Annotated in this window: 25 protein-coding genes and 3 tRNA genes; 9 read left to right on the top strand and 19 right to left on the bottom strand. The window is 49.4% G+C overall.

The genetic code is table 11. The features are described from left to right. Nucleotide 1: 1 nt before the first annotated feature. The 8 genes from IPM09_00240 to IPM09_00205 form a co-directional block, all read right to left on the bottom strand. On the bottom strand, nt 2-1,627 hold the full coding sequence (locus IPM09_00240; protein QQS21975.1) for a polysaccharide biosynthesis protein: 1,626 nt from the start codon (nt 1,625-1,627) through the stop codon (nt 2-4). A gap of 7 nt (nt 1,628-1,634) precedes the next feature. Beyond that, nucleotides 1,635-3,503, bottom strand: coding sequence for an ATP-dependent zinc metalloprotease FtsH (gene ftsH / locus IPM09_00235; protein ID QQS21974.1), 1,869 nt, complete (start codon nt 3,501-3,503; stop codon nt 1,635-1,637). Nucleotides 3,504-3,557: 54 nt separating this feature from the next. After that, nucleotides 3,558-4,412, bottom strand: a complete 855-nt coding sequence (tilS, locus tag IPM09_00230) for a tRNA lysidine(34) synthetase TilS (GenBank protein QQS21973.1) — start codon at nt 4,410-4,412, stop codon at nt 3,558-3,560. Nucleotides 4,413-4,473: 61 nt separating this feature from the next. Further along, nucleotides 4,474-4,992 carry a hypothetical protein gene (locus IPM09_00225; GenBank protein QQS21972.1) on the bottom strand — a complete coding sequence of 173 codons (519 nt, stop codon included), beginning with the start codon at nt 4,990-4,992 and terminating at the stop codon, nt 4,474-4,476. Nucleotides 4,993-5,080: 88 nt separating this feature from the next. After that, entirely contained in the window at nt 5,081-5,491 is a 411-nt protein-coding gene (locus IPM09_00220) for a rhodanese-like domain-containing protein (protein QQS21971.1), read from the bottom strand. Between the two features lie 20 nt (nt 5,492-5,511). Continuing rightward, the gene (locus IPM09_00215) at nt 5,512-6,792 is read right to left on the bottom strand and encodes a hypothetical protein (GenBank protein QQS21970.1); all 1,281 of its coding nucleotides are present in this window, start codon (nt 6,790-6,792) and stop codon (nt 5,512-5,514) included. 576 nt (nt 6,793-7,368) lie between these two features. After that, nucleotides 7,369-7,635, bottom strand: coding sequence for a hypothetical protein (locus IPM09_00210; protein ID QQS21969.1), 267 nt, complete (start codon nt 7,633-7,635; stop codon nt 7,369-7,371). Between the two features lies 1 nt (nt 7,636). After that, a complete protein-coding gene (locus tag IPM09_00205; protein ID QQS21968.1) occupies nt 7,637-7,786 on the bottom strand; it encodes a hypothetical protein in 150 nt (49 codons plus the stop codon). A 224-nt stretch (nt 7,787-8,010) separates the two neighbouring features. On the opposite strand from IPM09_00205, the gene IPM09_00200 reads away from it, so the two are divergent. Both IPM09_00200 and IPM09_00195 read left to right on the top strand, forming a co-directional pair. Then, complete coding sequence (locus IPM09_00200) at nt 8,011-8,406, top strand: hypothetical protein (protein QQS21967.1); 396 nt, start codon at nt 8,011-8,013, stop codon at nt 8,404-8,406. Between the two features lie 104 nt (nt 8,407-8,510). Next, complete coding sequence (locus tag IPM09_00195) at nt 8,511-8,771, top strand: ParB N-terminal domain-containing protein (protein ID QQS21966.1); 261 nt, start codon at nt 8,511-8,513, stop codon at nt 8,769-8,771. A gap of 56 nt (nt 8,772-8,827) precedes the next feature. On the opposite strand, the gene IPM09_00190 is transcribed toward IPM09_00195, so the two are convergent. The 3 genes from IPM09_00190 to IPM09_00180 are packed head-to-tail and all read right to left on the bottom strand — an operon-like array spanning nt 8,828 to nt 10,861. Further along, entirely contained in the window at nt 8,828-9,331 is a 504-nt protein-coding gene (locus IPM09_00190; GenBank protein ID QQS21965.1) for a hypothetical protein, read from the bottom strand. 28 nt (nt 9,332-9,359) lie between these two features. After that, the gene (locus IPM09_00185; GenBank protein ID QQS21964.1) at nt 9,360-9,923 is read right to left on the bottom strand and encodes a non-canonical purine NTP pyrophosphatase; all 564 of its coding nucleotides are present in this window, start codon (nt 9,921-9,923) and stop codon (nt 9,360-9,362) included. A 14-nt stretch (nt 9,924-9,937) separates the two neighbouring features. After that, a complete protein-coding gene (locus tag IPM09_00180) occupies nt 9,938-10,861 on the bottom strand; it encodes a hypothetical protein (protein QQS21963.1) in 924 nt (307 codons plus the stop codon). A 332-nt stretch (nt 10,862-11,193) separates the two neighbouring features. On the opposite strand from IPM09_00180, the gene IPM09_00175 reads away from it, so the two are divergent. After that, nucleotides 11,194-11,270: transfer RNA gene (locus IPM09_00175), tRNA-Met, on the top strand. Between the two features lie 41 nt (nt 11,271-11,311). Here the strand turns inward: IPM09_00175 and IPM09_00170 are convergent. The 3 genes from IPM09_00170 to IPM09_00160 all read right to left on the bottom strand — a co-directional run bounded on the left by IPM09_00170 (nt 11,312) and on the right by IPM09_00160 (nt 13,335). Further along, nucleotides 11,312-12,580: a hypothetical protein gene (locus tag IPM09_00170; GenBank protein ID QQS21962.1), complete on the bottom strand. Its 1,269-nt coding sequence runs from the start codon at nt 12,578-12,580 to the stop codon at nt 11,312-11,314. Between the two features lie 118 nt (nt 12,581-12,698). Further along, nucleotides 12,699-13,091, bottom strand: a complete 393-nt coding sequence (locus IPM09_00165; protein QQS21961.1) for a YggT family protein — start codon at nt 13,089-13,091, stop codon at nt 12,699-12,701. A 97-nt stretch (nt 13,092-13,188) separates the two neighbouring features. Continuing rightward, nucleotides 13,189-13,335: a hypothetical protein gene (locus IPM09_00160; protein ID QQS21960.1), complete on the bottom strand. Its 147-nt coding sequence runs from the start codon at nt 13,333-13,335 to the stop codon at nt 13,189-13,191. A 155-nt stretch (nt 13,336-13,490) separates the two neighbouring features. On the opposite strand from IPM09_00160, the gene IPM09_00155 reads away from it, so the two are divergent. The 4 genes from IPM09_00155 to IPM09_00140 are packed head-to-tail and all read left to right on the top strand — an operon-like array spanning nt 13,491 to nt 17,076. Beyond that, nucleotides 13,491-14,216: a hypothetical protein gene (locus IPM09_00155; protein ID QQS21959.1), complete on the top strand. Its 726-nt coding sequence runs from the start codon at nt 13,491-13,493 to the stop codon at nt 14,214-14,216. After that, nucleotides 14,213-14,497 carry a hypothetical protein gene (locus IPM09_00150; protein ID QQS21958.1) on the top strand — a complete coding sequence of 95 codons (285 nt, stop codon included), beginning with the start codon at nt 14,213-14,215 and terminating at the stop codon, nt 14,495-14,497. Before IPM09_00155 ends, IPM09_00150 begins: the two co-directional genes overlap by 4 nt. Before the next feature lie 15 nt (nt 14,498-14,512). Then, entirely contained in the window at nt 14,513-15,889 is a 1,377-nt protein-coding gene (locus tag IPM09_00145; protein ID QQS21957.1) for an NAD(P)/FAD-dependent oxidoreductase, read from the top strand. Further along, nucleotides 15,889-17,076, top strand: coding sequence for an MFS transporter (locus IPM09_00140; GenBank protein QQS21956.1), 1,188 nt, complete (start codon nt 15,889-15,891; stop codon nt 17,074-17,076). The genes IPM09_00145 and IPM09_00140 overlap by 1 nt, the downstream gene beginning before the upstream one ends. Here IPM09_00140 and IPM09_00135 read toward each other — a convergent pair. Next, a complete protein-coding gene (locus tag IPM09_00135) occupies nt 17,051-17,677 on the bottom strand; it encodes a hypothetical protein (protein QQS21955.1) in 627 nt (208 codons plus the stop codon). The two genes, IPM09_00140 and IPM09_00135, sit on opposite strands and share 26 nt — an antisense overlap. Before the next feature lie 196 nt (nt 17,678-17,873). Between IPM09_00135 and IPM09_00130 the strand changes: the two genes are divergently transcribed. Continuing rightward, nucleotides 17,874-18,155, top strand: a complete 282-nt coding sequence (locus IPM09_00130; GenBank protein QQS21954.1) for a hypothetical protein — start codon at nt 17,874-17,876, stop codon at nt 18,153-18,155. A 228-nt stretch (nt 18,156-18,383) separates the two neighbouring features. Here the strand turns inward: IPM09_00130 and IPM09_00125 are convergent. Together IPM09_00125 and IPM09_00120 are read right to left on the bottom strand one after the other, a co-directional pair. Continuing rightward, nucleotides 18,384-18,461: transfer RNA gene (locus IPM09_00125), tRNA-Met, on the bottom strand. A 28-nt stretch (nt 18,462-18,489) separates the two neighbouring features. Then, the gene (locus IPM09_00120) at nt 18,490-18,945 is read right to left on the bottom strand and encodes a hypothetical protein (protein QQS21953.1); all 456 of its coding nucleotides are present in this window, start codon (nt 18,943-18,945) and stop codon (nt 18,490-18,492) included. 56 nt (nt 18,946-19,001) lie between these two features. Here IPM09_00120 and IPM09_00115 point away from each other — a divergent pair. Further along, a tRNA-Ile gene (locus IPM09_00115) sits at nt 19,002-19,077 on the top strand. Nucleotides 19,078-19,094: 17 nt separating this feature from the next. Here the strand turns inward: IPM09_00115 and IPM09_00110 are convergent. Together IPM09_00110 and IPM09_00105 are read right to left on the bottom strand one after the other, a co-directional pair. Then, on the bottom strand, nt 19,095-19,721 hold the full coding sequence (locus IPM09_00110; protein ID QQS21952.1) for a hypothetical protein: 627 nt from the start codon (nt 19,719-19,721) through the stop codon (nt 19,095-19,097). A 48-nt stretch (nt 19,722-19,769) separates the two neighbouring features. After that, nucleotides 19,770-20,873, bottom strand: coding sequence for an ABC transporter permease (locus IPM09_00105; protein QQS21951.1), 1,104 nt, complete (start codon nt 20,871-20,873; stop codon nt 19,770-19,772). Between the last annotated feature and the right edge of the window lie 2 nt (nt 20,874-20,875).

Genomic DNA, 20,875 nt, shown 5'->3' with positions numbered 1-20,875 from the left:
ATTATTTCTTCCCGAATAGTAGTGCATTTACGCGCCGAATCACCGGATCGGCCTCAGTGAGGTGAAAGAGCTTCGACAATCCTACATACGTCGCGAAACTGACGGCAACGATCACACCGAACTTTGGAAATGTCGAGAAGAATGTCATATCGCTGCTCTGTAGCTGGAACAGTAGCACGCTACCATATGTGATAAGCGCCATCAGTGCGCTTGCTGCTATCATGCGCATAATCGCGTGCCAAAACTTCCGGTGAAATAACTTAGGGATCCGTACGGCTAATATACTACACAAAATCAGAACTTCCACCAATGCCACCAGTGACTGTGCCCATGCTAACCCGTTTACTCCCCAGCCGAGTACGCTCGTGAAGGTGACAGCAAGTCCAATATTAAGAGCGATGGAGAAAATTGACACGTATAGTGGGGTGCGCGTGTCTTGCTGAGCATAAAATGCGCGCGCCGCAATATGATATATCGTGCGAAACAGTATGGACAATACGAGTGCTCCAAGCAATCCCGCAATAAGTGCATTGCCTCCATTCTTAATGAAACTGACAATAAATCCGCGCGCAAAGAAAGTTATGGTAACAACGGGCAGCGTTAGCCAAACAATCCAGCGTAGTATCGATAGTAGCTCACGACGAAAGAGATCGGGTCGCCCCTGCCCTAGTCGCTCAGTCATGCGCGGAAAGGCGGCATTACTGATTGCTACTCCGATTAAACTCACCGGCATAAGACTCAGCGAAAGCGCTTGCTGGTAGGCACGAATGGTACCATCTGCCATATGGGAAGCGAGGTTTGTTTCTACCAATCCATTCACATAATCAATCCCCTGATCCAGTGAACGTGCCGGCAGTAGCCGTAATACTTGTCGGAAACCTTGGTTTTTCCATTTGATTTTCATCTCATAGTCAAACCCAAGCCCTATCAACCCAATCGAGCTAACAACTAGCTGCATAACTGATCCTAATACTACTCCCAGTGCGACACCCATAATACCGCCGTCAAATACCTGCCAGCCAAACATGTTAATGCCCTCAGTGAAGAACTGGGCACCGATAATGATACCTATGTTATAGATCGTTGGCGCGAGTGCATAAAATGTAAACCGCCCAACAGCCTGCTGCATACTTGCAATCACCGTCGCCACTGCGAACAAGAATGGGTTGACAGCAATAATACGCATCATACTGACCGCTAAGCCACGACCACTTTCGTCGAGTCCTGGTCCAACTACATATCGAACAAGTGGTTCGGCAAAAATAATGATCAATATACTCGCAATTAAAGTTACAAGTGCCATAAAATTGATCAGACTCGAACTAAGCTCCCAGGCTGATTTGCGATTTCCTGTACCGAGCCGCTGATTGAACACTGGGATAAACGTCACACTGAGTGCACCCGATACCAAAATGAAAAACATAAAGTCAGGTATGGTGAATGCGACAGTATAGGCATCGATCCCGACTGGATAGCTGTCGAGGTAAAGTCCATTAAGTAAACGGTCACGGTAGATACCAAGCAGTGACGAAATCAGTGTACTAGCCGATAACAGCAAAGCCGCCCACTGAATGGATAGCTTCTGGTTTGCCTTAGCGACGACTGATCGTACGCGGTTTTCCGCCATACGTGCCCTAGGCTTTTGCCCCGTGAAGTTTTGCACCCTCAGGCAAGACGGTATCGATCATCAGTTTGGCCGCCTCCTCTTCTTCCAGTGTTTCGGCTTCAAGCAATGCGTTTTTCAGGCGCTCGAGTGTGTCGCGATTTTTAGTCAGCACCAACTCCGCACGTTTTGCAGCTTCTTTTATGAGGGCTTCGACTTCATTATCGATCTCTTGGGCAGTTGCATCACTATAGGGTCGCTCATGAGTAATCTTTTCGAATACCATGCCACCGGCATCTTCGTGAAATACTTGGTCACGCAGTTTGCTACCCATGCCCTGTTCAATGATCATATCACGAGCGATTTCGGTGGCTTTACGTAGATCACTTCCGGCCCCAGTCGTTATGCCGTCTGCACCATAAATAATCTTTTCAGCAATACGACCACCCATAGCCCGCGCCAGAATGTCTTTGAACTCATAGACATTGGTGTAATTTTTATCTTCAGGCGGCAAGAACCAGGTCACGCCACCCGTAGCACCGCGCGGAATAATCGTCACCTTATGTACTGGATCGCTGTCTGGAAGCACATGGCCAACAATGGCATGACCGGCTTCATGGTAGGCGGTCATCTCTTTTTCTCTTTCGTTCATCACTTTTGCTTTACGCTCTGGACCAATGGCGACTTTCTCAAATGCTTCGGTGAGGTCTTTGCCAGTGATATTTTTGGCGTTGCGACGAGCGGCGATGATCGCCGCCTCATTGGCGATATTGGCAAGGTCTGCACCACTGCTGCCGGCAGTTTTTGCTGCTAGCTTGTCGAGGTCAACTGTGTTGTCGGTTGGCTTGTTCTTAAAATGCACTTTTAAAATTGCTTCACGATCTTTACGCTCGGGCAGTGTAATCGTGACATGACGGTCAAAGCGGCCGGGTCGCAGAAGGGCGGGGTCGAGCACGTCAGCGCGATTGGTTGCTGCCAACACAATAACATTGGTGCCGGTTTCAAATCCGTCCATCTCTACTAAAATCTGGTTGAGCGTTTGTTCACGTTCATCATGACCACCACCCATCCCACTACCACGCTTGCGGCCGACAGCATCAATCTCGTCGATAAATATAATAGCCGGTGCGTTCTTTTTAGCCTTTGTGAACAAATCGCGCACGCGGCTTGCACCAACACCAACAAACATCTCTACAAATTCGCTACCTGAGATACTGAAAAACGGCACATTAGCTTCACCGGCGACAGCACGGGCAAGCATTGTCTTACCAGTACCAGGGTTGCCGACGAGCAATACGCCTTTAGGAATTTTAGCGCCAAGTGATTCATATTTTTTCGGATGTTTTAAGAAATCGACAACTTCTTCAAGGTCCTGCTTAGCATTGTCATTTCCGGCCACATCTTCAAATGTCACCCGTTCTTTGTCGAGTCCATAAAGCTTGGCCTTGCTCTTGCCAAAACTCATCGCCTGGTTATTCTGCCCTTGTGCCTGGCGCATCATAAACATAAAGAACCCAGCAATCAGCAATACTGGCACAATGATAGAAGCTAGATTCCATATGGTATTACCAGTGTCAGACGGTGCAGCGTCGCTATACGTAAACTTGCTTTTGTCCACCAAATCGTCTTTGAGCATCGCAGTAACACCGCCCTTGATGTAGGACTTTTCGGTAGGTTTGCTCTCGCCCTTTTTCGTGATCATCAGCTCATCACCGGTGCCTTGAATCTTGTCGACCTTGCCCGCGTTAACGTCTTGAATGACTTGTGACACTGGCACGTCCTTAAGCGTTTGGTGCGGCATGGCGATCGCCCATACCCCAAGAGTAGAGAGCAAAAGTACTGCCCAAAATAACGTCAGTCGTAGTGTGTTACTTACTTTTCCTGAGGGTCGTTTTACCATGAATCAGTATACCTTTCTGGTTTCAAACAGCTTTCTAGTAATCTATCTCTATAATTATACTACTTGAACGATGTATTTTCGAGCACTGAATGTTAACTCGATACCGCTCCCCACTTGATGGGTTGTTCGAGAGGCGGCAGTTTTCACAGCGTGAAGCGCTCCGACGAGCTGTGGCCGAGTTGGGCGCAGGCCGGTTTGCTGCTTAATATCGCTGCCAAGGAGTTCAAGCGCAACTGTGGCATCGACTTGGGTCAGAAAGTGTCGTGAACCGGAATGGGCCGCTAGTAATCTTTCGGTTTCGTGCTCAATTGCCTTACCAAGCTGCAGTTGGCGCAGTCGCAGTTCAGCTAATTGAATGCGGTTACTAGCGCCGAGCTGCGTGTTCATCGATTGGCGCAGTCGATTGCGCTGATAGCGATCAGAGGCATTTGTACTATCTTCAACCCATTCGAGTCGATGAACGAGTGCATAGTCGTAGAGTTTAGATTTTGACAAAGCAAGTAGCGGGCGCCACATTCCCGGCCGATTGAGTACTGCCAAGCCTCGCCAGCCCGTACCGCGCGCCAAATTGATTGCGATGGTCTCGACCACATCACCCTGATGATGCGCCGTCACAACCTTAGCATCAAACAAAGACGCCTGTTCAAATAAAAACTCATAGCGCACCTGCCTCGCCCGATCTTCGCTCGCGGAGGGTCCAAGTTCAAAGCGTTTGCTGATAAACGGTAGGTGATAGCGCTTGGCGAGTTCAGCCACAAACTGCGCGTCAGCCGCGCTGTCGTCGCGAATACCGTGGTCAACATGGGCAACTATCAACTTCATCGATGGTTCTTGTGCCGCGCGACGAGCTAGCATGTCGAGCAGTACCACGCTGTCCACCCCACCGCTTACTGCCACAAGATATTTCATACTTTTCATTATAAAACATACCGCTCTGGGAATGAGCGGTATGAGGAAAGAAGTGGGAACTTTACTGAGCAACGCCTGCTGCAGCGTGTGGGCCATCGCCGTGACCACCATGCCCGTGACCACGACCGCCCATGAGCAAACGAATATACTGGCCATCGATACCATTGTCTTTCATCCATTGGTCGAGTGCGGTTTTATGTTCGTTCATTTTGGTCTTACGCTCTGCTTCGGTGAGATTCTGGTCACTGCTACGATTTGCCTCACGCTGCTTTTCGAGCTCACTGCGCTTAGCATTTACGGCATCGGCTTGAGCCTGTGTTAGCTTGCCATCTTTCACTAGCTGTGCAATTTCATTTTTTACGTCAGCTTCACGCTGCTGCTCCATAGCTGTATGGTTAGCGTCAACAACCGCTTGTACATCTGCTTCTTTAAGACTAAATTTGCCGGCAATAGCCTTCACGAGGCTATTCATTGGGCTGGTAGTTTTACTCCCCGATTCAGCGCTTGCCGATGCCACGCCAACAAGTCCTGCTGTGCCAATGGCAGCTATGGCGCCGAGGGTAATGAGTTGTTTTTTCATACTTTGTACTCCTTCTAAGACTGTATTGTCTTATGTGTCATACTATCGCCTTATACTTAAGGCGCACTTAGTGAGTACTTAAAGTTTCTTAAGGAGCTTTTAGTTGGCCCCGGTTCGGTGCAACCATTTTTGCATTGTTGATTCCATAGCGCGCTAGGTTTTCGTAGGCACCAATGTCTGTTACATTTTTAAAGCCGGCTTTTCGCAGTAACTCACTGGCTTCTGCGGAACGATTACCGCTACGACAATACACGTATATGGGTGCATCTTTAGCGACCTGCGGCATAACACCTTGCCCGATAGCTGCGAGCGGAATATTAAGTGCATTTTCACCATGCTTTTCTTGGTATTCTTCGCTTGTGCGTACGTCTAGTAGCAGCGCACCGTCGGCTAGTTTCATCGTTTGTACAAGACTGGCTTTAGGCCGATTGGCCCACACCATCCATATTGCCACTCCGGCTACTATAGCTAGGAGTACAATCATAAGACTTTTCTTCATAGTCCTATCATAGCATCTGGCTATAAATAGCGGGTACTGCCAAAGGGGATTTTTTGTTTCACGAAATGGCCAGTTCCCAATGTGTCGGCACTGTGAATGGTGCGTTCACCGTAGCGAGCATTAATCTCATCAATCGCCCATACGACGTGCTGTTCTTTCGCGAGCTCATCGCCAAATAAACTTAGCTGGTCGCCAGAGTCATCGTGTAAATGGTACACATGAATACCGATTTCGCGCATACTGCCAGGCGGAGCATGACGAAACAGTTGGCTGGCAATCGCCCAAATCGCTGTATCAGAGTAAAAGGGCAGGGGAGCGAGGTATTTGCCGTGCCAATAGCTTCCCTTTCTTCCCCATCGTCCGTTTGTCTCAGCCAGTCCTTCAGCACCATAAAACCGTACATACACGCCAACACCCCGCGCGCATTTACCCTGACTCCGCAGCTTGGCACCCACCGATTCGACCAAATGATGCAATCGCTGCGCCACCTGTTGTTTCGTCAGATCTCGGCTCTCAAGCACGTACTGCCGCCCACAAGTTTTCAGGTCATAACTCACATCGTCAACTTCCCACCCCCGCAAACGCTGATGCCACTGCAAACCACAGATGCTCTTAAATACCACTTTTTGTAGAATTTGCGGGTCGGCATCAATAAACTGCAGTGGCGTATAAATCCCCACCATATTGAGTCGATGTTCATTGCGCGCGGCGATGCCCGTGAGATCTTGCAGCTCCATCTTACCTAGTACTTCGCGCAAATTCTCGTGACTAATCACTGTCAGGCCGTCAGGTTTGTTCAGCCCAGCAGCAGTTTTAGCCAAGAAGCGGTTTGGTGCGATACCAATGTTGCAGCGCATCCAGCAACCGATTTCGCCTAGCAGACGACCCTTGATCTCTTTGGCAATTTCTACCATATCGCGGTCACGCATACTGGCCGGTGCCTGGGCAAAGTCAATCACCCCCTCATCGATACTCTTCATCGTAAAGCTTGGGCTGTAATCACGCATGATAGCCATCATCTTGTGATACACGTACCGATACTTGGGCGGATCGCTCTCGAGCCCGATCAGGTCGGGACACAGCTTCTTAGCATCACGCAGGCGCATGCCAAGCTTGACACCCATAGCCTTAGCCTCGTAGCTACAGGTGACAATCATGGTATGCTCGGTGCGGCGGTTGACGATCGCTACTGGACGACCGCGCAGAAGCGGCCTGGCCTGCTGCTCGACTGTGGCAAAACAGCTATTGAGGTCGATATGCATCACCAGCGGCCGATTTGGATTATAATTGTGTTTTATCAACACAAAAATCTCCTTCTTTTTATTTCGCTAAAGAAGCAAAAAACGACTCCTTTTGAAGCAAAAGGAGCAAAACTCTTCTTTGTTTCGAGCAAAGAAGCAAACACGACCAAGGATATCCGCCTGGCGCCATGTATGAAATCGGCAAGCTCATAGTCACGAAACAACGACCCTGAAGGGATCGGTCCGCAACAATGTCGATATTGTTGGTTGCGGACAAAGTTTCGTGAATGATTCCATGAGCTTGCTGATTTCATTCTTGGGCCAGCTGGCTCCCTGGACCCACATGAACCATGCACCGCATGGTTCATGATATGATTGCGGCAAAGCCGCACATATGGCTGGGGGTATGGGGGTAATCTGCAGGCCCCGGGAGTAGAGTGGGAAAAGTATACGGCTTGCCGAGGACTGTTTGAGCCCAACAGTGGCGTCTGTTGGCGCGAGTTCCGCAGGCAACCGGATACTTTGAGCGCGAAACTCACCGCGGACCGAAGCCTACCCCCATGTTTTTGCATCCTTTTGTCGCACAAAAGGATGTCGTTTCTTTTGTTTCTTTTCAAGAATAAAGAAAAGAAAGGATTAATTGCCATGATCCGCCTCCATAACAAGCGTCCACGTCAGCCGCTCAGTATCAAACACCAGTCGGTAGTCAGCACCGCCATCCGTCACATCGAACACATGGACGGTTCGTCGGCCGTGTACTGTAGGGTGACACAGGCCAATCTCGGTAATCGTCACTTCCCTGCCGCTGCTGCGCCGAAATCGTACCGGCTGGCACGGATGCAGCCCAGTACTAAATACTGCTACTACCTGTACCCGCTCATCAAGCATGATTTCGCTATCCATGCTAGTCCGTCGCTTTGCGCCAGACCTTTTGGCGCCTCATGAGCAAAAACTCGCGCATACGCTTTTCGAGCAATACATCGATTTTTTCCAGCCGCCCCGAAGTGCGTGGCGTTTCAATATAGAACACAGGTAGTACCGATTCATCGTTCATTTCAAATTATCTCCGATTAGGTTGTCAGAGAAACGTTGGTTGAAATGTGTTGCCCGTCCCCTCGCCCGTTTCTAGCGATTCGTCCGTAGACAACTGATGATCCTATGGCGAGGGACGCTTATCCGCCAGCTGGCGAACAGTGAGTATCACCTGGAAGTACGTATTATTATAGCAAATCCCCTGCTATACTAGCTATAGCTAACTGGGTGGAAAGGAGGCAACCTATGTCATTTTCACCCGACACACTCACCCATATCGTTCGTAAGAGCTGGTCGAAAGATACCACCAGTAGCCCCGATGAATGGGACGCGGGCCTCACTCCTGCACGCGGACAGTGCGTACCGACTTCGCTGGTAGTACAGGATTACCTTGGCGGCACACTCGACCGCCTCGCAACAGAATTTCACGGCACCCGCGAAACGCATTATCGCAACATACTTGGGGACGGTACCGTCATTGATATCTCGCGCGATCAATACCCCGTCGACCAGCAATTTGAGCCAGCACCTGTCGACGGTGATACGCGAGAGTACGTACTAGAAAACGAAAATACACGCCGGAGATACCGGCTTCTTGCGGAGCGAGTCGCCGCGCTCCTTGCCTTAGAGACGGCAGATTAGTTGAATCTGTATTTGTAATATATAGAACATAGTTGTATAATATTATTTACCATCCACCGCGAGGAGGTGATCACATGAGGTTAGCCTAGTGATAGGAGCCCCTCATGTACGATGTTCATGCTCGCCCCGATGGCGAGATCCGTTATGTTGACGTCCAGCTGGTTCGGGTCAACCCGAAAAAGCTGCGCAAGCTGTCGCAGGCCAAGATTGCCCGCTACCTGAGCGACTACGACCGGGGAGATACCTTCCCGCCCATCGTCGTCGAGGATTGCGGCACGTTCTACACGGTCCGCGATGGCCGCCACCGATTCCAGGCCCAGTTGCTGGCTGGATTTCGCCAGGTCGCGGTGTCGCTCTACAACTAACGACTTGGCGCGCACCTTACCACAAGGAGCGCGCCTCATTTTATCTCTACTGTTATCTACTCAGCAGATTTTTCGGCAAGCTTAGCCTTCGCACCAAAATAGCTCTTGACTTCAAGTAGTATGTAAAAGCTAATTGCAGCTGCAAGTGCTGCCCATACAACGCCAATGATATTCACACTCACCAGCGACGATACCACCGCACCAGCAAAGCTTACAAGAGTTGATAGAAACAACAAGTCCCAGCCCTTTTTCTGCATTGTTTTGAGAGGCGATATAGCCATAGCCTCAACCACCACCGAGATTCCCGCACCAACTAGGGATACTACTGAGCTAATCAGGAATGCACCACCCAGCACTGGAGCCCCCAGTGCACCGAGAACCGCAGAACCAACCGTCATCGCACTAAGTGTCGTCATTAGCGCGAGCACACCGAGCGCTACACCAATAATTACCAGCCACCATGCGTTTTCGGCGAGCCATTTTGTGAAATTTCTTGGTAGGTGCGGGAGGTCTTTCATCCATCCTGCTATCATTGTTTCAAGCTTATGCAGTTGTTCCATATTCATCTCCCTTTATGTAAATGTACTTTCATTGTAAAGTGTTTTTAAGCTTTTGCAATATGTTACCATCAAGGTACTCTCGCAGCTGCTTAAACGCGAGACTCCGCATACTAAATTTGCCCTTGAACTCCTGCCCCATTTCGCCAAACGTTTCTTCAAAACCATCAGGTTTAAATATCTGGTCCCAACCAAAACCATACTCACCCGCGGGCAACACAATATCCCCGCCAATGTCTCCCTCAAAATATTTAATATGTCCGGTGGCGTCAGAATAACCGATGACCGTTTTGGCATGCGCTCTCATGTTGCGGATATCGCGGCACAGGTTGTAAATGCCTTGCTGCCCGACACTTTTAAGCATCCATTTGATAAGTGGACCGGGAAAACCATTGAGCCCGTCGAGGTAGAGCGACCTGTCTTCGACAATAAACCCGCCAGTGTGATGTTTGCGCGCTTCAAGTAGTTTAAATTCAATTACCTCCCGCGGATCGAGTGACTGTGGCTCTGTGAGATCGATATCGAGCTGCTGCAGCCCGTCGATAAAGGCACTCGCTTCCCGAAACTTGCCTGCGTTGCCTGTGATGAAATACATGTCTTTACTATATACTACTGCGCTTCCTGCGGCTGAGTAATCTTCGCGAGAATGTCCTCGGCAAATTCGATACCCTCGTCGCCAAAACCAGTCGACCGCAATTCACGAACGTCGATTGTATAGCTACGCCTTTTATAGCCAGGTCTTGTGCGGTACAGCATAACTTTAGATGGTCTCACTCCAGCAACTCCGCTCTCTACCTCATACTGCATTGCAAGCCCCACTGTCTCTGCACCCATATCGAGATCGAGGCACCGATGCTCCGCGTAGCTCGATGTGTGTACCGAGATAGATGCAGGCGGCACCATACTCATACATGCTTCGGCCTTCGCAACACATTCACTATGCCGAAGCGCTTCAAGGGTAGTCATAATGTCTGGTCGCACCAGAGAGTAGCTTTTTGGCTTTGGCTGTGTACTAGGACTCTCGAAAACAACCGGCGCTGCCAAATCATCACCAATCACTATGCGTGAGCGAGTTACTCCGACACCGATGTACGGCATAGTAGCTGGGCTTGAAGAAAAATCACATGCATACACACCCACACCCCTCGTAATCCGGTTACGGCGCAGCGTTGTATATTCTATATCAAATCCACGTGTTACTTCGTACTCTACCGTAATATATTCACCACAGTCTATTCCCAGACTACCGAGGGCTGCGAGTAGTTCACTTTTTTTCTGCAACTCGTATGCACGTGCTAGTTCATTTCCGCGATCATCGAGCACATAGCGGTGCTGACGCGGTGAGTTAGCTATACTCGATGGGTCTCGTAGCTCAGCCTCAAGCTGTTCCATTCGGGCAGCGAGCTCCGCAATTTGTTGCTGGATCTGTTCACGGTTACGTTTAATCTCCTCCAGTCGATGCCATTCGAGCTCATTCTTTAGCTCTTGGATATCAGGTACTAATTCCTGCGTCTTTCCTCGCGTGTGAACCATATCGTTCTCCTTTCAACTCAAGTCTAGCTATAAAAAAGAGAAAGGGGAAAGTAAATAACACAACATATTACTCTGTTAGAAACATAAACATCTTCCATTGATCAGTGTAGATGTTGTAAAAATATCTATCGATAGGACTCACGCTCCACACTAATAGACGCTCGTCCCCACCCCCTGGCAATTCTCCCCGACCTCTGCTATAATTGCCTGAGTTTATGGCAGCATAGCTCAGTTGGACAGCCTTGAGCGAGATAGAGTAGCGTCAGCGCTCTAACCAACTGCAGATTACCAAAACGAAGCGAGACTCTTCGCGCACCTGTTCGGTTATATAAGGCAGCGTAGCTCAGTTGGTTAGAGCGTAGGACTCATAAGCCTAAGGTCACAGGATCGTTCCCTGTCGCTGCTACCACGAAAAATACTCACCTTTTGTGTGAGTATTTTTCGTATTGGCTACAGTGGCTTCACGCCACCGTAATCAGGGTATTTGCCAGTTGCCGACACGTCGTAACAAACATTACCTTTTTTGTGTGATGACACGTCGATATAACTACTATAGTCACCTTCTGACCCATCGATACTATTGGTTTTGTAGTAGTAGTAATCAGGGTTTTTTTCGGCCTTATAGTCGACACACAGCTGGAAATAGAATGTTTGTCCCGACGGCAACTTAGTGCTCGTTCCTGTAGTCGTCCGGTCATCCGAGTAGTAGACACCGCCACCATCCGTCGTGGCTGGTTTGCTATTTGGCTTGTATTCAACTAACTTTTTGCTAATCAGTGCCTGTACCTTGTCTTTCGTATAGTTCGATGTTGACTTTACGTCGCTCAAGGTGGCTGGTAATTTATCGTTTTCGCGGGTATAGCTTTGGATATCTTGGGCAAGGTAGCTTAGTCCCGATTCAATCAATCGATCATCTTTTGTCACATTAGCGCGAGTCGCTGGACCAATAATACACGCGAGAGTAAATCCTATTGCCATTGCCGTGGATACTCCTAAAAGAACTGTTCGAAGTATTGTCTTTCGGCCACCGAAGAGTACACGAGCGGATGCCAAACTATAGAGCAATAGCATTGAAAGTGAGCTTAGTAGGGCAACAGTCGGGCCATCGGCACCTGATGTTGGACCACTGTTGATCGACATATTAATGAGTGAAAATACCGCTACGACCAATGAGCCCACAGTCAGCAGAACAAACAATACTGCATGAATTAGCATGATCACGCTACTCCCACCACTCTTCTGTTCAGGCTCATGCTTTGCGTAGAATAAATCTGCCACCACTGCAAAGATAAGCATAACGATTACCGATGCGAGCGGATACGCCAAGGCATCTCCCCACGACTGAGAATCATTACCTGCAATAAAGTAACTAAATGTCAATACAATGAGCCATAGCATGGCAAGTGCAAACCACCCCCAGAAAGCGTAGGTCACCCATTGGAGCACTAGCATACCCGGCGAGTTAGAGCGAGCAGGCTTAGGGTCGTCAGCCACTACATGACTAGCCGGAGCTGTCACCGCTACAGTGGGATGCGCAGTTACTTCTCGTTCGACAGCAACCGGTTCGGGTGTTGCTTGAGTGCTAACAGCTTCTGGCGCAGGTGTGGGCTCATCATTTGCTTCCACTACTTCATCAAATACTTGTTCGTCTGTTTTATCTTCGGTAGGTTTATCGGTGCGCACCGTCACCGCAAACTCATCATCTTTTTTATTGTTCATCTCGTCCATTGCCTTGTACCATCCCGCTTATTGTTGACCCTAGTATACACTAGGTACGGTACATCCTAAAAGCCCTGCCACAGCTACTAGTGACAGGGCCAATGAGCATATGGGGTTTTTATTCGTCGTGCGTACTATTCAGTGTGAATAGTTTTGCAACCCCCCAACCCACAAGGGCATACACGACCATTGCGACCAAACTAGCACTATCAAGCACCGACTTACCATAAGCGGGCTGAGCAAAGATACCATAAAATGGTGCTGCAAACACACTGCTGATGGCATAAATGAAGTCAACAAAACCTGAACCCTGGTTGGCGCCAAGTAGGTATAGCAACACCCTTAGCCCAAGCAGTACTAGAATAAAGCCGACGATATACCACACAACACGGCTAGCAACTACCCTGCCGTCAGCGCGTGCACTCTGATGAACTGTCTGACGCTGGACACTGGTTGCACCATCTTGCACATTGGTTTCACGTACTTCTGTTGTTTGTCGTTGTTCATTCATAGTAAAAATCTCCTTTTATTCTTGCTTACATGGCTCAGTATACGGTGCTACTGAGAGCAAAAATTAGGAGAATTTTCACAAAATTCAATCAGTGAAACTAGTCGAGATTAAAATCTTCGACATCGAGCGCATCGTCGTGGTTGTTTACGAAGGAGCGAAGTTCGACGGTACTACGAGGACGATTCCAGCTTGCAAGACCCAAGATGTCGCTGAGAGTGACTAATTCGGTTTCGGTGGTGGTCATATCGTTTATATTGCCTTTATTTGTTTTTATTGTCTTATGAATTTAATATAGCACAAACTTGCAAAAAAAGCAATACCTTTTTAAAAAATCATTGTCCTTTTTGACTTTACCGATATGCTTATGGTATACATAGTGAAGAGGATAGCAAGACAAACATGGATTACATAACCGCTTTTGGCATCATCGCACTCGCTGCGCTTATTCATGCCAGCTTCCAACTTAGCGTTAGTATGGTAACGCTCCTAACAAGTCATGCTATCGGCCGTAAGGACAAAGCCTCACGACTGCTACGTCTTGTCGGCAGTTTTCTTTTCGGCACAATAGTCATGACACTTCTCAGTGTTAGCTTCACCACCTTCGTTGTTAGTCAGTTCAACAAAAGCACAGTATCGCCCATTGCATGGTCAATGGTGTCTGGGCTCATGATTGGCCTCGGTGTTGCTGTATGGGCATTTTATTATCGGCGCGAACGAGCGGGCACATCGCTGTGGATTCCTCGCGGTATGGCACGTTTTTTGGCAGAGCGCGCAAAAGCCACTCACTACAGTGCCGAAAGCTTCAGCCTTGGGCTGGTCAGTGTTATTGCCGAGGGCATATTTGTCATCGGCCCTACACTGGCTACTGCGTTTACTCTGGTCTACCTGCCCGTGCCGCTGCAGCTGGCTGGTGCGGGACTCTATACTTTGATTGCCTCGCTCGGTATTGTCATAGTAGCCGTACTCATCGGTAGCGGACGCAGCCTGAGTCGTATCCAAAAATGGCGTGAATCCAACCGCCGATTCTTGCAGTTCGCAGCGGGCAGCGCGCTAGTTATCCTCGGATTCTTCATCTATGTCAATGAGGTCGTGGCAACAACGGTTGCACTGCGCGGGGGTCTATGATGCATCATGTTGTTGATGTTGTAAAGCGCGGCAGGCGTAAAAGCGAGCTATTCGATCCGGAAAAATTACGGCGAAGTGTCTTCGCTGCTTGCGTTGGCGAGCGTTGTCCCGAAGGCCAGGCTACGCAGATTGCTCAGCAGGTATGCAGCAGTGTAGAGAAATGGTTTGCCAACAAGCATGAAATCACTAGTGAGGATATCCGCCGTCAAGCCAGTGCTACTTTAGTCATGTTTCATCCCGAGGCTGCGTATTTATATAAACACCACCGAATGATTATGTAAGGAGACCGATGTATCATGGCAAAAAAAGCTCATTTTGACTACGACCTTATTGTCATCGGCAGTGGCGCCGGTGGCTCTGCTGCAGCGACAATTGCCGCACGTGAGGGTAAAAGAGTTGCCATCATCGAAGCCGATACTTTTGGTGGTGATAGCCCAAACTGGAGTGATGTGCCCACCAAGGCTTTGCTCCATGCGGCCCAGCTCTACGACGAAACACGGCATGGCGCACGATTTGGTCTTCGTAGCGCAGCACTCGGCTTTAACTATCCCAGCATCCGCGCCTGGAAAGAGTTAGCCGTCAAACGCACCGGTGCAGCCGGCAACAAAAAGTTCTATGAAGCACAAGGCATTACTACATTTGAGGGTACTGCTCACTTTCTATCTCCCCATGAAGTCACCGTCAATCGTCGACACCTGTCTGCGGCTAATTTCATCGTTGCTACCGGCTCGCATTGGGTCGCTCCCGACATTCAGGGTCTAGCTGATGTCGGCTACCTGACGCCGAGGAGTATCCTTGAGGCAATTCGGCCACCTAAGAGTCTGTATATTATTGGAGCCGGCACGATTGGTGTTGAGATAGCACAGTTGATGGCAATTTTTGGGACGAAAGTCTACCTGGCCGAAATCGCCGCACGGCTTCTGCCCAAAGAAGATGAGGAAGTTGGAGAGCTCATGGAGCAGTTGCTCCAAGAAACAAAGGGCGTGATGTCACTGACCCAAACCCGTACGCTTTCTGTCGTGAAAGACGGGCTCGGTGCCAAAGTCACATACCTACGCGGCGGTGTCGAAAAAAGCGTACGAGTCGACGAAGTGCTCATCGCTACTGGACGAACTCCTACTACCGATCTGGGACTCGAAAATGCTTCTATCACCTACACACCAGTTGGTATCGAGGTGAATGAACACCTTCAGACGAGCGCCAAACATATCTTTGCTGCTGGCGATGTACTTGGCCACAGCCGTCACACGCACATGGCGCTGCACGAAAGTCGCGTAGCGGCCCACAACATCCTCATGAAAAATAAGGTAACACCTGACTATACTGCCAGCCCCCGACTCACCTTCACTTTCCCTGGCGTGGCAAGTGTAGGCCTCAGTGAAGATGATTGTTTGAAACGTGACCTCCGTATCAACAAAGCGGTCGCCCCGCTCGGCATGATTGCCCGCAGCAACACCAGTGATTTCCGCGACGGCTTCGTGAAGGTCGTCACTGACAAAAAGGGTGTCATACTTGGCGCAACCGTGGTTGCACCGCATGCCGCCGAAATCATTCACGAGCTAGCGCTGGCCGTAAAATACGGCCTCACCGCCAGCCAGGTCGCCGCCACGCCTCATGCCTTCCTCAGCTGGAGCGAAGCCGTTCGCGTCGCTTGCGGTAAGCTAGCAAAATAATGGCGCGGGTGTCTACTCCGCGACAAACGTCACTCGAACGTAACATTATTAAATATGCGTGGTATAAAGTTGTCACAAAGCGTGTCTTTCTACCACTTATCGCTATTCAACTTGTCAACGCCGGCCAAGTTACCGTTGGCGAAATTGCTCAAATTGCTATTATCACGTCGCTCGCCCAAATTATTCTGCAGCTCCCGACAGGCTATTTTGCCGATCGTTTTGGCAACAAGCGGGCAATTGTTATCGGGGCGCTTATCGCCGCACCTTCACCACTGTTTTATATTGTTATGCCAAATTTCCTTGGTGGTTTGCTCGCCAGCCTATTATTTTTTGGCGGTTGGGCGTTCCAATCTGGCGCGATCGAAGCGTTTATTCATGACACGCTCATCGCTCTCAAGCGGGAAAAGGACTACACCCGCGTTATGGGACGCTCACAAAGCTTCGGCCTTATTGGCAATATCGTATTGATTACACTTGTGCCAATGACGTACGAACTTGATACGCGACTACCCTTCTTGATTGGTACCCTTTCGCTCGTAACGATGGTGTGGCTTGCAATTTCACTCGCTGACCCTCATATTCAGCAACATCGTAAAATAAGCAAGAACCCCCTACACGCGCTACGCGCTATCGGTAGTATGGCAAACATTCTGTTGTTTCTTTTTGCCGGATTTATGGCGGCCATCAATAGCAAGTCTGGTGAGTACACCACACTGCTTTTCCAGTCGCTAGGCGTCGCGGTTACACTATTTGGAGCAATCCAGGCGCTCTCGAGCCTGCTCGGGGCCGGTCTTGGATTCATTACCCATTGGTTCGACCGGATGAGTGCACGCACGTTCTATCTATTCGACCTCATTGTTACTTGCCTGCCGATTATCATCATGGGATGGTCACGCGACCCAGTTGTGGTTGTGGCAGCTTCTGTTGTATTGCTTGCGTATTATCGTATACGGCTCATTGTCGTGCAATCTAAGTTGTTGGCGTCAATGGAGCACACCTACAAATCAACGATGCTGTCTGCACTCAGTCTTTTCACTCCACTTAGCGAGGTCGCTGCCGTAACCATACTTGCCTATTTCATACACAGTGAAGGCTATTCCAATGGCTATTTAAGCTATGGGTTAGCGGTATTAGGTATCGGAATAGTGCTTCTTATCCCGCTTAATTTGGCTTTAAAGCGTCGCTAGTGATGAACATACCAACATCCACTGGTTCCCACACGAAATACACGGTCTTTGTCGGCTGAACTTCCTTGTAGCCATAGGCGACAAAATCATGCTCGCCTATCATAATTACCCCGTACGTGAGCCCGCGGTCGATCATGAGACCCGGGAATGCCTTCGACGGCTCGAGCACTCGCGATGTATCACCCACCTGAAACTCAGCCTGGTCGACGGCAATGCCTAGTTCTTCTTGTAGTGCGCGCACCATGACCATAAGCGCGTCCTCCCCCGTCCGCATTTTTTCGCCAAGCGATGTCGATAACTCTCGGCGTCGAACCGCCCCGTCACTACGGTATTCTTGTCGGTCTTCTACTAGTTTGTAATATTGCCCGTTCACTTCTGCAAAAACGTCAACAGCTACGCCGTCGACACGTCGTACCAGCATGTCACCGCGAATTTCTAGCACGCTCTCTTGCTGCAGCAACTCCTCTACAAGCTGATCAACTGCCTTAGAGCCATCATATCCCCAGCATGAATAATCAATGTTATGCCTGTCGAGCAGACGTATGATCGCTAACCGAGCGATTGTATTGGGCGACTCTTTTGCAGGTTTTTCATAGGTCATATCGCTCATCATATGCCTTTATGGCGACTATTGTAAACGTCTATGCGTGCTTCGGACGTATAGTGCTATACTAGCTATGTAGTAGGTCTGCGGCTTCCATCGCAAGATGAAGCGTCCAGTGCGGTTGCTGCGATATTCGAAACTAATCGGATTCGTGCAACCTTTTTTGTTGCGCATGTCCAACAAGGAGGTCGCTATGACTGAAATACCAACTAAAATGCATGCTGTGTACGCACAAGACTGGTACGAATTTGACCCAGGTTACTGGAACCCCCTACCCGAATGGTATACCGTCTACCATATCTCAATCGAAGCCTTGGGACGTTATACCAAGCTTCTTCACAGCCTGAATGAGCAATACGGTTTCGTTACGTTTGAAGAGGCGACCGGCCCGTACATGGCAGAGGTCGACGAAGCATGTTACCAAGAAGTGAAGACGAGGCAAACTATGATTATTCGGGCGGACAAGCAAGGATAGTCCCTTAGAAGATGGGATAAGTTGTAATACAAAATCTAGCGGGGGCAGGATTATCGGCTAAAGCCTCTTCCGCTTGCTTATTCTGGCAAGAGCAAGCTCTTCCAGAATTTCACTGCGCTACACGAACCAGCGACTACGCACGCTTCGCGTGCTGTCGCAGAACCAAATCCTGCCACCGCATAACCTAAAGAAAAATGCCCTGCCCATAAAGGGCACGGCATTTTTCTATGGTTGCGGGGGCAGGATTTGAACCTGCGACCTTCTGGTTATGAGCCAGACGAGCTGACCGGGCTGCTCCACCCCGCGGCACAAACTTCATCTTACCAGATATAAACTAGTTTTGCAAATCCCTCGCACTGGCACCCGATAGAAAGTTCATCCACTGGTCGAAATTACTCGCTGCCAGCGTCGCACCGCTAGTGACCTGCACTACCTGTGCGGCACGAGCGTCAGATTGAGTCACAGCTTCACTATTAGGGGGAAGTAGCAATACCTTCTCCCCAGGTGAAGCTAAACCCAGGTGTTCGCGGGCAGCGAGATCTTTGTACTCATCACTCCTATAGTAATTTTGCTGATATCGCAGTGTCTGCACTTCAAGGTCAGTTAGCTCAAGCTCGCGGCGCTTGGCATCGACCTCGCGCTGCAAGGTAAAGTTACGCTGCATCGTTGTGACCGAACCCCATGCCCAGCCCGCAGCAACGAGTAATGCCCCAGCGGTCACGATATTGTTCATCGTGCCGTAGCGCCGCCACAAATGGACGACAATCCTGATACTGCCAGCAATGCTCATGGTAATAACATTATAGTCTAACAGAGAAAAATAGGCTATAATACCGCGTAGACCCTGGGGGTGTAGCTCAGTGGTTAGAGCAGCGGGCTCATAACCTGTTGGTCGAAGGTTCAATCCCTTCCACCCCCACCAATTAAATAACTCCTCGTCTAACGAGGAGTTATTTCGTCTTGGTTAGTTTGCTGTTGACGTCGCAATCGACGACGGAACTCCGCACGTTTTCTCCGGTTATGTGCACCGGCGTATTGGTCGAACATAGCGCGACGTGCTTGAACTTGTCTATAGCGAACGTCAATTGGATCCATGAGTCCTTCTGCTGCTAGCCGATCTAAACCTTGCGCACGAGCAAGGGCTTCGTTTGCTTTTAGGGCGTGCTCAACAACAGATCGAGCAACAGCAGCAGGATGATGAGCCCTACTCGTTTTAACAAAATGAACGTTTCGATTGGTACGAAGCGTATGCCACAGGGCATCTTCGAGCGCAATAGCTCTATCCCTTGGACTTACTTCGATATCAGCCATTTCGCACAACACGAGACCATGTATGCCTATGTCATGCGACAATACACGGATGGTATCACGCGTTGCTTCATAATTAAGGTAGTCTTCACGCTCCCCGTCGATGTGCGTAGTTACATCTGATGGAAGTAGTTCATCACTGCTGCCATATCGATTTGGTCCGACTGCCTGAAAGCCAAAGTCATCAGGAGTACGCACGTCACCTTCACTGTCGATATAGTCACCGGTTATGAGTTTTTCTTTGATCGCATTGGCCATATGTACACTATTATAGCACAAGCTTTAATAAAATGCAATAGTATGTCGTTATTCCCAGCGGAACAGTCGAATCGCCAAGAAGTAGATTACAATACCCCAGAGCACTATCAGCCCAAACTGAGGTAATACATCAATCAACGTGGCATGCTCGGTCATAATCCGTCGCAAACCCTCTATGACTGGGGTGAGCGGTAGGTAGGCGGTCACGCCCTGTAGCCACTCCGGGAACAAGAAGCGTGGGAAAAATGTACCCGAGAGAAACATCATAGGAAACGACACGAGGTTCGATAACGGCGCCGACTGATTTTCGTTCTTGGCCCAACCACCAATCAGCAACCCAAAACCAAGCATCGTGGCAACCGACACGAGTGTATATACCGCAAAGACCAGCCAACTACCGCGAAGTTGGAAGTGAAACACTGTCACACCGATGATCACCATAAGCGCAACACTCAGCACGCCAACCACCAAGTAGTGCAATGCATTTGCACTGATGAGCTGGCTGGTGCGAAATGGCGAAGCACGCAGCCGTCGAAACGCACCTTTTTGCTTTTCTTGTGGCATCGAGTTTGCAAGCCCAAAAATACCCATACTTAAGATGGTAAATCCGAGTAAGCCCGAAAAGGTATAGTCGAAACTACTGGCACCCTTGGCGCCTGTCGATACCCGTTCAACACTGAGCGCCGGGTCGGGACGACCAAGCTGCCGATTAATGCCGTCGAGCACCTGCTGCATCACCGCGGCAACTGTTTGACCCGATTGCTCGCTGCCCTGCTGATAATAGACCTTCAATGCACCCGCTGGCACTTGTTGAGGATTAATGGCACCAAAAGATTCTGGTAGCTCAATGATAGTATCAATCTCGCCCCGACTCATCCGAAGCTTAGCATCATCGAATGTCGTGATGCTTTCGCTGACCTTGAAGCTGCTGTCTTTTTTAATCTTGGCAACAAAGTCAGTTGCAAACTGATTCTGCGAACGGTTTATCAATGCTACCCGAAAGCTGATATCGTTGTTGTTGAAAATTGAGCCAAACACAAACAGAAAAATCAATGGGAATAGAAAAGTGAAGAACATAGCAGTCTTGTCGCGATAAAAGCGGCGCTGATACGCTACGAAAAGGCCAACTACTCCTTGTATGTATCGTTTCATAA

This window comes from Candidatus Saccharibacteria bacterium (genome assembly GCA_016700015.1).
Taxonomy (GTDB): domain Bacteria; phylum Patescibacteriota; class Saccharimonadia; order Saccharimonadales; family Saccharimonadaceae; genus Saccharimonas.
The sequence above is the reverse complement of the archived record's forward strand: the minus strand, read 5'-3'. Positions and strand labels throughout refer to the sequence as shown.

Bases quoted from the DNA above. Each gene is read 5' to 3' on its own strand.
- IPM09_00240 (QQS21975.1), bottom strand. From the start codon at position 1,627: ATGGCGGAAAACCGCGTACGATCAGTCGTCGCTAAGGCAAACCAGAAG.
- ftsH (QQS21974.1), bottom strand. From the start codon at position 3,503: ATGGTAAAACGACCCTCAGGAAAAGTAAGTAACACACTACGACTGACG.
- tilS (QQS21973.1), bottom strand. From the start codon at position 4,412: ATGAAATATCTTGTGGCAGTAAGCGGTGGGGTGGACAGCGTGGTACTG.
- IPM09_00225 (QQS21972.1), bottom strand. From the start codon at position 4,992: ATGAAAAAACAACTCATTACCCTCGGCGCCATAGCTGCCATTGGCACA.
- IPM09_00220 (QQS21971.1), bottom strand. From the start codon at position 5,491: ATGAAGAAAAGTCTTATGATTGTACTCCTAGCTATAGTAGCCGGAGTG.
- IPM09_00210 (QQS21969.1), bottom strand. From the start codon at position 7,635: ATGGATAGCGAAATCATGCTTGATGAGCGGGTACAGGTAGTAGCAGTA.
- IPM09_00205 (QQS21968.1), bottom strand. From the start codon at position 7,786: ATGAACGATGAATCGGTACTACCTGTGTTCTATATTGAAACGCCACGC.
- IPM09_00200 (QQS21967.1), top strand. From the start codon at position 8,011: ATGTCATTTTCACCCGACACACTCACCCATATCGTTCGTAAGAGCTGG.
- IPM09_00195 (QQS21966.1), top strand. From the start codon at position 8,511: ATGTACGATGTTCATGCTCGCCCCGATGGCGAGATCCGTTATGTTGAC.
- IPM09_00190 (QQS21965.1), bottom strand. From the start codon at position 9,331: ATGGAACAACTGCATAAGCTTGAAACAATGATAGCAGGATGGATGAAA.
- IPM09_00185 (QQS21964.1), bottom strand. From the start codon at position 9,923: ATGTATTTCATCACAGGCAACGCAGGCAAGTTTCGGGAAGCGAGTGCC.
- IPM09_00180 (QQS21963.1), bottom strand. From the start codon at position 10,861: ATGGTTCACACGCGAGGAAAGACGCAGGAATTAGTACCTGATATCCAA.
- IPM09_00170 (QQS21962.1), bottom strand. From the start codon at position 12,580: ATGAACAATAAAAAAGATGATGAGTTTGCGGTGACGGTGCGCACCGAT.
- IPM09_00165 (QQS21961.1), bottom strand. From the start codon at position 13,091: ATGAATGAACAACGACAAACAACAGAAGTACGTGAAACCAATGTGCAA.
- IPM09_00160 (QQS21960.1), bottom strand. From the start codon at position 13,335: ATGACCACCACCGAAACCGAATTAGTCACTCTCAGCGACATCTTGGGT.
- IPM09_00155 (QQS21959.1), top strand. From the start codon at position 13,491: ATGGATTACATAACCGCTTTTGGCATCATCGCACTCGCTGCGCTTATT.
- IPM09_00150 (QQS21958.1), top strand. From the start codon at position 14,213: ATGATGCATCATGTTGTTGATGTTGTAAAGCGCGGCAGGCGTAAAAGC.
- IPM09_00145 (QQS21957.1), top strand. From the start codon at position 14,513: ATGGCAAAAAAAGCTCATTTTGACTACGACCTTATTGTCATCGGCAGT.
- IPM09_00140 (QQS21956.1), top strand. From the start codon at position 15,889: ATGGCGCGGGTGTCTACTCCGCGACAAACGTCACTCGAACGTAACATT.
- IPM09_00135 (QQS21955.1), bottom strand. From the start codon at position 17,677: ATGACCTATGAAAAACCTGCAAAAGAGTCGCCCAATACAATCGCTCGG.
- IPM09_00130 (QQS21954.1), top strand. From the start codon at position 17,874: ATGACTGAAATACCAACTAAAATGCATGCTGTGTACGCACAAGACTGG.
- IPM09_00120 (QQS21953.1), bottom strand. From the start codon at position 18,945: ATGAGCATTGCTGGCAGTATCAGGATTGTCGTCCATTTGTGGCGGCGC.
- IPM09_00110 (QQS21952.1), bottom strand. From the start codon at position 19,721: ATGGCCAATGCGATCAAAGAAAAACTCATAACCGGTGACTATATCGAC.
- IPM09_00105 (QQS21951.1), bottom strand. From the start codon at position 20,873: ATGAAACGATACATACAAGGAGTAGTTGGCCTTTTCGTAGCGTATCAG.